This window comes from Streptomyces sp. NPDC005931 (genome assembly GCF_042871235.1).
In the GTDB taxonomy this organism is placed as follows: Bacteria; Actinomycetota; Actinomycetes; order Streptomycetales; family Streptomycetaceae; genus Streptomyces.
In genome coordinates this window covers 101,748-113,449 of the sequence record NZ_JBIAIG010000007.1, presented here as the reverse complement: position 1 = coordinate 113,449, position 11,702 = coordinate 101,748, and the positions used below count along the sequence as shown (strand labels likewise).

Sequence of the window (11,702 nt, the reverse complement as noted above, 5' to 3'; positions counted from 1 at the left end):
GAGAAACGCTGGTGTACATGACGTGTATCAGAATGTTTCTCACCCATGACAGATTCGATCCGGCCGCTGCTGCAGCCGAACCTGACCGGCCTTCCGCGCGGGCCCCATGGGCTCGCGCGGGAGCTTGTGACGGGCTCGCAGCGCCAGCGGCTGCTCTACGCCATGACGGTCGTCGTGGCCGAGAAGGGTTACATCGCCTCGACCGTGGCTGACGTCACAGCCCGGGCAGGCGTGTCCCGCAAGACCTTCTACGAGCTCTTCGGGGACAAGGAGGACTGTTTCATTGCCGCCGCGGACACAGGCCGTGAGCTGATGGTGAAGCGGCTGGAGGCGTCGTTCGCACGGTCATCGGCACAATCGCTGTCCCCGGTTGCGACATTTCGTGCCTCGATCCGTGCGTATTTGGGGTTCATCGCAGAAGAACCCGAATTCGCCAGGGCGTTCTTCCTGGAGACGTCGGTGGCCGGGGGGCGAGCGCGGGAGCACCAGGACTCCTGCCGCTCCTGGTTCGCCCAGTCGATGCGCGCCTGGCACGCCAGGCTTTCCGGTCGCCGCAGCGTCACCCACGAGGCCTGCTTGGCGGCGGCGGACGCCACGCACGAAGCCGTGTGCCGCTGTCTGCGTCAGGGACGCATCGGTGAGGTCCCCGACCTGGAGGACACGGTGCTGCACATCTGTCTCTCCCTGATGGGCGTGGCCCATCTGGCAAAGGACGCCCAGGAGGAAGAGCCGGGAGAGGCATGAGCGCCGGGCCCGCCGAGGCGAGGGGGTCCGCTCATGGAACAGCACGGTCGCGGGTTCGGCGGCCTGAGGCACCGGATCCCCACTGCTCGTCATTCCCTCCCGGTCCGCGTTCGACACGCACGCCGAGCAGCCCGTCGCCGAAGGTGATCCCCTTCAGGAGTCACCTCGTTGTCCTGACCGCGGCAGTGGCTCGATCGGTTGGTTCCCGATCCCGTCCACTCCGGTGACTCTCATGGCCCGACTGCTGCTTGCTCTGTGAGCATCGGCCGAGAGGTTGTCGGGACCGAAGACACGGATGAGTCCACCACGACCTGAGACTCTGTCAGGGCCAGAAGACCGGGCTACAGTGGAAGTTGGGGGACCGATGAACGTGCCGCACGTGGGCGGCACCTCCTCCCTTTCACAGCCTGTGCCGCCCCCTCCAACCCGTTCCTGACCGTCGGTGGACGCCTGGACGGAAACGGGAACGGCTCCTCGTCGGATGGGACGAGGAGCCGTTCCCGGTGCGGGTGAATGCCGGATCAGGCGTGACGGTGGGAGTGGCGATTGCCGGTGATGAGGCGGTAGAGAAGCAGGAGAATGACGGAACCGATGATTGCGGCGACCCAGGTGGACAGGTCGAAGAACCCGTCGATCGAGTCGACACCGAACATCACCTTGCCGAGCCAGCCGCCGAGGAGACCACCGGCGATGCCTATGAGCATGGTGATGATGACGCCGCCGGGGTCCTTACCCGGCATCAGTGCCTTGGCGATGAAGCCGGCGAGCAGGCCGATGAGAATCCAAGCGATAACGCCCATGACGCGTCTCCTACCTCGTCGTATAAAGCTTCTGTTAATGCATCGTGTTTACCGGTCGGCCACTTTCAAACCCGCGGACTGCCCTCGGCCGCCGACCGCCGCATCGCTCCCGCGGCCCTCGCCCGGGGCGATGCCCACGTCCGGTTCAGCCTCAGAGGCCGGAGAGGCCGGCCTGCCGACCGTCGGTCTCACCGGTCTCGCGAGCTCGTGGATCAGGTCCAACGGACGCCTTCCGTATGGGGACGTGCGGTGAGCGCACGGTGTCGAGGGCTCATCCACGCCGACGAAGACGCCCTTGCGGAGGCCTTGCGGCACCACGAGCGACTTCCGGATCCCTACGCGAAAGCGCGTACCGAACGGGCCTACGGGCGACTCCTGCGAAGGAAGGGGAAACGCGGTGCTGCCCGTCGTCCGCCGGTCGCCGCCCGACAGGTACCGACCGCCTCCGCGCGAACCCGTGGACGACGCTCGCCGAGCGGGAAATTCGAGCGGTCGGGCCGACAGTAGGTCGGCCGACCCCACCGCTGCGGCTCCTGCCCGCCGAAGACGTCAGTCCAGGGCCGGTGCGGCGCCACATCAGTCAACGGTGACCCCTTGAAGATCAGAGCTACGCCCTGGACGCCGGGGCATGATCGGCGGGCCGGTGTGCCTCGCCGGGACGGTCGTGATCAGGTGCGCGCCCCGCAGCCGGCAACCAAGCGGGGATCAACGCGGCTGGCTCGACCCGCGGGGTGGGAGCGGCAGCCCGCCATGCTCAGCGTGGCTCGTCGAGGGTCAGCTGGTGGTAGTGGAAGTCGAAGTGCTGGGTGGGATAGCGGTAGATGTCCGCGAGGGTCATGAAGTGCTCGAAGAAGGGATCCCACCGGACGGGGTAGTGCATGCCACGGGCGAGGTCGGCGTCGGAGGTGGCGGCGAGGTGCCGCTCCAATGCGCCGGTGACCCGGTCGAACATGGCGCTCATCTGCTGCGGAGTGATCACCCTGGCAGCCCCGCAGGGGCCGAGGTAGTTGACGAGGTCGAAGGGCCTGGTTCCCGCGTCCAGCAACCGGGCGAACCCCCGGCTGAGCTGCCGTGGCAGCCTGCTGAACATGCCTGCCAGGACCAGCAGGACGCGGGTGATGACATAGCCGAACAGCATGTGCCACAGCAGCTGCTGGTTGGTCCACCGCGTTCCGTTGCTCGGGCGGTCGAGGGCGCCCTGCGAGGCGGCGTCCACGAGGGCGTGGAAGGTCTGCCGTGCCCGCGCGTAGTCGTCGCGCACGGCCTGCCGGTCCATCGCCCCGTGCTCACCCATGATGTTCGCCCCACCCGCTCTTGTGCCCCGGAAGGGATGGATGATTCCCGCCCTGGTCGGGGCGGAACCGTGTTCTGGGCCGACGGTCGGACCCGAGGCACGTGGCGGCTGCCGGGCCTGCCCGAAACCGCTGTCCGGCAAGATCGTCCGCCGCGTCTGCGACCCGCGACGCAGCAGACGGCACCGTATTCCCCGCGGCGCTCTTCACCCTCGTCGTCCGGAGACTGGGATGCATGGTGCACCGCTGCGGCCAGGCAGCCCGGACCCTGATCCCTTCCTGTGCTTCGGCGGCACCGGCAGAGAAGAAGCCGGCCGCCAGACCGGGACGCCGATGTCTCGGCGGAACTCGCGGCACTACCCGCCCACCCGCGACCAACTGCACAGTCTTCCCTACCAGCCGATGGACGCCGTCGGCCTGCGACGCGCGCGAACGGTTGATGACATGTCGCCGGGCGGACTCCAGGTGGTCCACCCTGTGAGTTCACGCCCCATCGACGGACCCACGCAGGTTGAGTCCCATGGCGTTGTCCAGGGGAATGTCGCCCTCGCGCACCACGGCGCTTGCCAGGGGACGTAGGAGCCGGATGAGTTCGTCGGTCTCCTCGGCGGTCAGCGCGTCGTAGGCGGTGGCGGCGAGTCGGTCGGTTCGTTCCTCGATGTCAGCCTTGAGGCGTTGTCCCCTACGCGAAAGCCTGTCGCCCTCGAGGAGCCCCTTCTCTTCGAGGGCGTCACGCATCGCCGTCCACTCCGTCTCGTCGAAGTCGCGTGCCGACGAGTAGACATCGCGAGGAACCCCGCTCGCGATCGCGTGGAGGACGTGCGCCTCGCGGCCGGCGATGCCGGCGGCAACCAGAGCCGCGACATGACCGTCGCCGCGGTGCTCACGAAGAAGCGTGGCGGCATGCCAAAGTTGCGCAAGAGGCTCCTGAGGCACCGGCAGGGAGTGATGGGCGGCGAACAGGACTCGCCCTTCGAGTGGCGCCGATTGAGCGGCACGCATGGCAAGCTCTGCCGCCCGCGCCGTGTCAGCGCAGTCGGCGGCAGGACCGAGTGCCCGGCGCAGAGCACGCACTGATCCTCGTACGCGGGCTTCCAGGGCCTGGGCCGGCGGAGCGAAGCCCCAGGCCGCCGGCACGGCGCGACTCACCCGCGCATAGGCGAAGTTGTAGAACAGTGCGTGCACGACATCGGCGCCGACACGGCCCAGGGGAGCGGCCCGTCCGGCGAAGTAGCCCATCCAGAAGCCGCGATAGCCCGCCGTCCTGAACTCTTCCAGCGGCTCCGGGGCGAAGTAGACGACGGCGTGGATCGGTTCGAACAGCCGCCAGAGGTCCCGGGCAATGTCCTCCCGGGTCGGTATCGGTAGTGGCATTGACATGGCAACGTTCTACGCCTCAATCCAGGACCGTGTCCTACGCACGGGGCAACTGATGGTCTGCTGACGATGATCAGGATGTGACCGACGGCGGCCGTGGCGCGCGGCGCGGTGAGCAGCTCGCTCACCGCTTCGGCTGGGCGATTCGGCAGACCGGACCCGGCCGGTGGTCGGGGAGCGAGGGTGCGCCGGGACGCGCCTCGCGCCGTTGGCACTGGCCGTCCGGTGCTTTTTGACTGGCGACGTTCAGCGTTTTCCCGAGTTGGTCGGGGCGGGAGACCTCGGAGAACGTTGCGCCTGCAGTCGCCCACTGCGGGACCATCGGCTGACGCAGTGGCGAAACTCCGGTACTGGCTGGGTTGTCACCCGGCTGGCTCGACGAGTGCGCGTTGCTTCCCCTCCGGTGCCCGCAGCGTCGGCTGCGGCGGCGCCGCACGGTGTGCGGCCTGGTGTTCGAATGAACATTCGTAACGGGTCCGGAATCTGCTCGAGCTCATCACCTACGGGCCTTCGATCGCCACGTCCCCCCGGCCCGGGGCCTCGCTTCGCTGCACGGTGCTGCACGCGCCCCGTCGGCCCACCCCAGGCGTCCGCTGCTGGTGGACGGCTGTGAGATCGACCAAAGGGTGCCCGTGCTCTTTCGAGCGTTGGCCCGCTACGACCCTCGGAAGATCACCCGGATGACGGCCAGCGCTTACCCCCTTCTGAGCTGCTTACCGCTCAGGCGGCAGTGGGAAGGATGCTCCGTGAGAAAAATGCGTTTTCGGCTGCCCTCCCGCCGCGACGCGGCGGCCTGGGCATACGCGGCCGCAGGGACCGCGGCCATCGTGACCTATCTGCTCAGCTCCACCCCGGTGCGCTACATGATGGCTGCGCTGGTCTCTGCCTCGGTGGTCTTCGCGATCTCGGTGGGAGTGAGCAGGAACAGGCCGCCCTCACTCATTCCGTGGGGCCTGTTCGCCGCGGGAATGGCACCGTACGCGGCGGCGGACACGATCTGGGGCCTTTACCAGGTCCGCGAAGCAGAGGTGCCGTTCCCCGGCGTGGCCGACTGGCTCTACCTGGGCAGCTACCTGCTGTTCACGGCCGGTCTCGTCACCCTGGCCCGACAGCAGGCGGGCCGCCTGCATTGGGCCGGCCTTCTGGACGCGGGCATCGTCACACTGGGGTTCGCCACCCTGTCCTGGGCATTCATCCTCGCCCCCTACCTGCGCAGCGACATGTCCGCGTGGCCGCTCGCGCTGTCCATCGCCTATCCCGCCACCGACCTGGTGCTGCTGTCCGTGGCCGCGCGGCTGATGCTCACCACCGGCACCCGCACCCCGTCCTTCCTTCTGGTCATCGGATGGCTGGTGGTCCTGCTCACCGCCGACGGCCTCTACTACGGAACCCAGGCCACCTCGGGCACAGCGGTCGCGCAAGACGCGTCCGAAGTGGCATGGATGATCTCCTCCCTCCTTCTGGGGGCAGCGGCCCTGCACTCCTCCGTGGCGAGGCCGTCACACCTGGCGGTCGACCAGGAGCATCTCCCCCCGCGGCGGTTGACGGTCCTGATCGCGCTGATCCTGATGGGGCCGTTGATCGTGCTGGCCAACGTCAGCGGCATCCGCAACCAGCCCGTGGACGTCACGGTGATCGTCGGCATGATGGCCGGCCTGTCGCTTCTTCTGCTGCTGCGCATCGCGTTCCTGGCCCAGTACGCCCAGGGGAGGGCCACGGCCCTCGCCGCCTCACTGCGTGAACAGGCCCAGCTCCAAGAGCAGCTCAGCCATCAGGCCACCCACGACCCGCTGACGGGCCTGGCCAACCGGGCGCTGCTGAACGAGCGCCTGGAGTCCGCTCTCGCCCGGTGCTCCATCGCTTGCCCTGCTGGACTGGTGATGCTCGATCTCGACGGCTTCAAGGACGTCAACGACACGCTGGGCCACCCGGCCGGCGACGAGCTGCTCATCGACGTCGCGGGACGACTGGCTGGTCGGGTCCGCGATCAGGACCTGGTGGCCAGGCTCGGCGGCGACGAGTTCGCACTTCTGGTCGAAGGCGTGGACAGTGTTGCTCTGCACGACTACGCCATGCGGATCCTCGACGCCTTTCAGGATCCGTTTCTCCTTGCTCAGGGCGATTCTGTCGACCTGAGCACCAGCATCGGGGCACGCAGCATCAGCTGGCCGATCACGCCGGCGGAGGCGCTGCGGGACGCCGACACCGCCCTGTACCGAGCCAAGACGGCGGGCAAGAACCAGGTGGCGTTCTTCGAGCCGCACCAGCACCCAGCCTCCCCATCGCGGCCCCACGGCGCCGGCCTGTGGCGAGGACCGAAGGGCAGAACATGACCCTGGGTCGGCGTCGGACACCGGGGGCGGTCGGCCGGTGATGGGCCTCTTCCGTCCGCTCCACCCAGGTCCGTCGATGCAACGGGGACACACATGCCGTTGGCCGGAACCATGTCACTGGCGCGCCCACCGCCACGGACGGGCATCCTCCCGGAACCGTTGGTACCTGCCCGGCGTCGCGAGCTGCCCAGTGGACAAGCAGCCGTAATCGTCGTGACCTGATCAGCTGCGGTTGTTTCATCCTGGTGGCTCCAGTTCCGCGCGTTCGCGATTCGTGGCGACAGGGGTCTCACCTTCATGGACGCCGGGACCGGTCCGGCGGCCGGCTCGGTCGGCTCGTGGGCGCCCGTGTCGGGTGTGCAGACACCACCACCACGACGAGACCGGCGCCAACGCCAAGGTGCCCGTACGTCCCACGTGAGCACACAGCGCGAACGCGACCCCGCAGCCGTCCGGTGCCACGGTGAAGCCCGTCATGACCAGGAACAACGCGCCGGCGAACACCGCGCCAACAGCATCGTCCCGCCGGAGTCGACACGCTGCGCTCTCGCGGAGCCATTGCCGCCGCCCGCCACATCACCCCCGATCGCGCCGAACAGCACCGCTCGCCCGCCTCCGGGGCGGCGGTCCGGCCTCGCCCGCCGGAGTCGTCGGGCACGGTGATGCTGCCGCGCCAGGGCACCTTCTCCCTCGGGTGACGCGTGGGCGGGGCCGGTCATGACGGAAACGGAGGTTGCGGAGGAGCGGGAAGAGCGGCGTCCGCCGGATCCACGGCGAAGGCCAGGCGGCTCAGTGACTGTCCGCCGTCGTCCACAGTGACCCGGTAGATACCTGGCGCCGGAAGAATCAGCCTGGCCAGCAGCCCCTCGCCGGCGGCCGGCTGCCGAAACGAGGCCGCCACTTCCGCGCCCTCCCGGCGGCCCGTCACCGGGGCGCACCGCACTCGGACGTCCCGGGACCTGGCACCGCGGACGAGGATGTCGTAGGGCCGCCCTGCCACCGCCACCTCGGGGAGGGACAGGGAGAGACCCACCGCCGAGGGCAGACCGATGCCGCCGTCGTCGGACAGGTGCCGTGCCAGACGCTCCTCCGGCAGGCCCCATGTGTCTTCCCCCCTCGTCAGGGGCAGCTCCGAAGCACGAGGGCCGGCCGACAACACGCCCGCCAGGAACGACATGACCGAATCCTCGACCACGAGTGAGCCGCTCCGAACCGGGACGAAGTCGTTGGCGTGCGCCGGCGTGCCGGCCGAGACGCTGGGGACCAGCCCGTCCCCACCCGCATCCCAGCGCAGCGGCGCCCCGCGCTCGTCCCGCAAAGGTGATCCGTCGGTGGCCAGACGCGGCGCGGTGTACCGCAGCCGGACGGCGCCGTCGGTCAGGTCGACGCTCTGCACGGTGCGCACGCCGAGGCCCGCCACGGCGAGGACGCGCCGGCCGAGCGTACCCCGCTGGATGTCCGGCCGCCTGTTCACGGCCTCCTCGGCGAGCACCGTGTCGCCGCCCAGCCGCCACACGTCGCCGCGTTGCAGGTGCCGTACGCGGCCGTTCTCCTCGATGCACCGGTAGTCGGGAAGCAGGTCGTAGAACCCGGGCCAGGTGCACAGGAGTTGTCGCATGCGACGGTGGGTCACGGGCGACGGGCCGGAAGCGGTCCGCGCGCTCAGCATGCCCAGGGCCTGCGGAATGCCTCTGAAGGGAGTGCCGATGCACACGACGGCCCGGGTGTTCTCAGCGAGCCAGGCGTTCTGGCCCAGCGCAGCGCACGCCACCAGCCCGCCCATGGAGTGCGCGATCAACACCAGCCGTGGCGGCGGCCCGTCGCCTCCGTCCGCGCGCAGCCGAGACACGGCCGGGTGGGCGCGCCAGCGCTCGAGGTGCCAGGCGGCCGCCTGCGCCAGGAGGCGGGCGTTGTGCGTCACGGCCAGACGCCAGTCGTAGGGAAAATCCAGCACGGCGTCGGGGTGCGCGGCGTAGGAGCGGACGGTCCGGCGCAGGGGTTCGTACGACTCGATCCCGCCCAGCATGGGAGCCCAGGAGGGCGTGCGCAGCAGGGACACGGGACGGACCCGCTGCTGGTCGCCCCGCAGTTCGTCGGCCGTCAGCCGCAGGTCGTCGCTGCCGCCGTCCCGCAGCCAGGTGCGCGCGAGGCCCGCGACGGACTCGTGACCCCAGAGGGGGTGACCACTGAGGGTGTCGACCAGGGCGCTGCCCATGAATCCGGGTACTAGGACGACCGCGTCCCGCGGTGTCGGCCGACCGCCGACGGGTTCCCAGCCGCCGCCGGAGCGGGTCCGCGTGAACTCCGCCTGGTCGACCTCGTACTGGTAGGTGCTGACCAGCGCGTGGTTCCAGGACCGCCGGTGTTCGGTTTCCCGGTCGATGTAGGAGCCTACGGCGCTGCCGCGGGCGATGTGGCTGTTGAGGACGATGAGGCCCGGGGCGTCGTCCACGTCCGTCACCGCGGCGCCAGGGGTCGCGTTCGGTGAGGTCCGCGTGGTTCGCTCCAGGTCGCGCACGTCCTCCGCACTGAGCGACCTGCGCAGGACCTGCCCGGTGGCGCCCGTCACGTCGACCCCGAGCTGGCGCGCGGACTCCGACACCAGACCGGGCACCTGGTCGCCGACCTCGGCGGCCAGTTCGCGCACCAGCGCCGGGTGCCGTGAGCGTTCGCGTGTGCCGAGACGTGCGACACGCTCCAGGACCTCGGCGCGCAGCTGCCCGGCCTCCGCCGAGTCGATGGTGTCCTCCCGCCGGTGCAGGCGCAGTTCGGCCACGGCGACGGTGAGCAGGGACACCTCCCCGAGCCCGGCGGACGCCGCGGCGTCGCGTGCCTGGTCGAGCAGGGAACGCGCGGCGACGAATCGTCCGAGGTCCTCCTCGACGCGGGCTCCGCGCAACGCGATGTCCACGAAACCGCGGGGGTCACCGGCACGTGAGGCGAGTTCGAGCATCGGGTCGACCAAGGTCCGTGCCTCGTCCGTCCGCCCGAGCGCGGCGAGTGCGCGGATCCGCAAAGCTCCCAGCCGTACGTCCTCGCTGACCTGGTCCGGGCGTTCGCCGAGCAGGTCCAGTGCCGCCTCGGCCCGGCCCTCGGTGAGATGCCTCGTACAGGCACGCAGTGCCTGGCGGGCCCAGGTCTCGTCGTCGGCCTGGCGCAGGAGCTCGGGACGGACGGTGAGACCCAGCCGTTCGGAGAGGTAGACCTGGCTACGGGCGGGCAGTTCCTCGAGGGAGGTGTCCAGCAGCGGCCCGGCCTCCCGCAGCCAGCGGCCGTCGAGCGTCCTGGCCGTCTGCCCCAGACACATCCGGTGATACAGCTCCTCCGCCCGGTGCTCGACGGCGTCGGCCGGGTCGGTCTCGGCGAGTTCCTGGTAGTAGGCGACCGCTTTGCGGTGGATCTGGTCGACGACCTTGCCCGCGTCGCTGCGGAGCATCGGCAGCATCACCCGGCGCACGTCCGCGCGGTGGACGACGGCTTCCCGACCCGGAACGTCAGCCACCAGCGCGGCCTCGTCCCGGAGCCGGTGGAACAGGACCCGGGCCCGCCGTGCGCTGACGTTCCTCAGTCCGCACGGTGCGGCGAGCACCCTGCGGATGACGTCGGGTGTCACCCGCCGGACGGTGAGTCCCGGGCTGGCGATGCGGCGCAGATCCTGGTCCTCCAGGTGGTCGAGAATGCGCCGGTAGAGCACGCCTTGGACCTCCTCCGGCTGCAGGCGCAGCTGGATCCGGCGGCGCAGCGCCGGGTCGCTCAGTGCCTGCGGTCCCTCCCTGCGGAAGAGGGCGGCGGCCAGCTTCAGGCTCAGTGGGTCGGAGCCCGCGGTCCGGGTGATGGCGGCGAGCGCCGTCTCGTACTCGGGGCCGGAGCCGGGCAGCAGCCGGCGCAGGAACGCCTGGGCGGTGGGCGGATCGAACGCTTCCAGTGGCATGGGCCTGAACCGCCGGTCCGCCACGGGTGCTCGTCCGGCGGCGACGATCCGCAGCCAGGGGCACGCGTCCTGCAGGACGTCCAGGAAGTCCAGGAGCCGGGTCAGGGCGAGCGGGCCCCTGCGCTGCGCCTGTTCGAAGGTGTCCAGGAACAGCAGTACGCGCCGGTCGGTGCCGTTCGACGCCGTTCCGACCAGGTGGGAGAACAGCATCGCGAGGCTGGATTCGTCGTGATCTCGTCCCGACCTCAGGCCTCTGCTGCCCTGCTCCTCGCTCTCGGCCCTGTGGTCCGCCTCGAGGGTGGCGCGGACGGTCAGTTCCAGTTCGCGTGCGGCCCGTGCGTCGAGGCCGGGCAGGAGGACCCGCAGTTGGTGCAGAGCCTCGCCGAGCAGGGCGAGGGGCTGCTCCGCCGGCAGGTCCGTACGGTCGAAGGGCAGATGGACGAACAGGAGTCCCGGCTCGGTCGGGGCTCTGCTGATGTGGTCGAGAGCGAACCGGGCCACAAGGGTGGACTTCCCGATGCCTCCGGGGCCGTGGATGAGCAGCCAGTCACGGCGTGCGGTGCGGGGTGGGCCGTCCCCGGACGTCTGCTCCGGGCTCGGTGCCCCGCCCGCGACGTACGTGGCCAGTTCCTCCAGTTCGCGCTCGCGCCCGCAGAACGTCGAGTCGGCGAGAGCTCTCAACGGCTGCAGCAGTCGGGCCCGTTCGATGTGCCGCGCGACCTCGTCCGGTGACGGCAGGTCCACGGCAGCTTCGGCCAAGGCCTCGCGGACACCCGGTGCGTCGTCGATCCACTGGACGAGGGTGTGGAGAGCGTGCAGTTCCTCCAGGCTCCGCTCGGTGAGCGCAGGCCCGCTGCCGCTCAGCACCTGCTCCGCGCAGTCCCGGGCGGTGTCCTTGCCCGCCGGGACGCCCGCGCGCAGCGCCTGCAGCAGTTGGTGGGGGGTGCACAGTCGCTCGAGCGTCGCCGTACGCGCGGAGGACGCCAGGCGCCAGCGGCGGCCCCAGCGGGTGCGCACCCGGTCGCAGTCGTGGATCAGGAACTCCCGCAGAGCGGCCTCGGCGCCGCCGTCGCCGCTCCGGCGATCCAACTCGGCCGCGTCGAAGGCGCCCACCAGAGCGGTTCTGGCCCGCAGTGCCCACCGCTCGGGGGTGACGTCGGCGTAGTCCGGGCCGGCCACCGCGAGTGCGGTCTCGCGCAGCAGGTTCAGCATGTCGCGTGAGGTG

6 protein-coding genes are annotated in these 11,702 nt (G+C 70.2%); 2 read left to right on the top strand and 4 right to left on the bottom strand.

What is annotated here, in order from left to right; genetic code table 11:
- Nucleotides 1–45: 45 nt before the first annotated feature.
- Nucleotides 46–744 (top strand): TetR/AcrR family transcriptional regulator, encoded by a 699-nt coding sequence (locus tag ACFYOV_RS18390; protein ID WP_389088961.1) that lies wholly within the window; start codon nucleotides 46–48, stop codon nucleotides 742–744.
- 521 nt (nucleotides 745–1,265) lie between these two features.
- On the opposite strand, the gene ACFYOV_RS18385 is transcribed toward ACFYOV_RS18390, so the two are convergent.
- The 3 genes from ACFYOV_RS18385 to ACFYOV_RS18375 all read right to left on the bottom strand — a co-directional run bounded on the left by ACFYOV_RS18385 (nucleotide 1,266) and on the right by ACFYOV_RS18375 (nucleotide 4,216).
- Nucleotides 1,266–1,544: a GlsB/YeaQ/YmgE family stress response membrane protein gene (locus ACFYOV_RS18385; protein WP_389088960.1), complete on the bottom strand. Its 279-nt coding sequence runs from the start codon at nucleotides 1,542–1,544 to the stop codon at nucleotides 1,266–1,268.
- Between the two features lie 754 nt (nucleotides 1,545–2,298).
- Nucleotides 2,299–2,838: a DinB family protein gene (locus ACFYOV_RS18380; protein WP_389088958.1), complete on the bottom strand. Its 540-nt coding sequence runs from the start codon at nucleotides 2,836–2,838 to the stop codon at nucleotides 2,299–2,301.
- A gap of 481 nt (nucleotides 2,839–3,319) precedes the next feature.
- A complete protein-coding gene (locus ACFYOV_RS18375) occupies nucleotides 3,320–4,216 on the bottom strand; it encodes a MarR family transcriptional regulator (RefSeq protein WP_389088957.1) in 897 nt (298 codons plus the stop codon).
- Between the two features lie 824 nt (nucleotides 4,217–5,040).
- Between ACFYOV_RS18375 and ACFYOV_RS18370 the strand changes: the two genes are divergently transcribed.
- Entirely contained in the window at nucleotides 5,041–6,546 is a 1,506-nt protein-coding gene (locus ACFYOV_RS18370; protein WP_389088955.1) for a diguanylate cyclase domain-containing protein, read from the top strand.
- A 715-nt stretch (nucleotides 6,547–7,261) separates the two neighbouring features.
- Here ACFYOV_RS18370 and ACFYOV_RS18365 read toward each other — a convergent pair.
- The gene (locus ACFYOV_RS18365) at nucleotides 7,262–11,689 is read right to left on the bottom strand and encodes an AAA family ATPase (protein WP_389088954.1); all 4,428 of its coding nucleotides are present in this window, start codon (nucleotides 11,687–11,689) and stop codon (nucleotides 7,262–7,264) included.
- Nucleotides 11,690–11,702 lie beyond the last annotated feature (13 nt).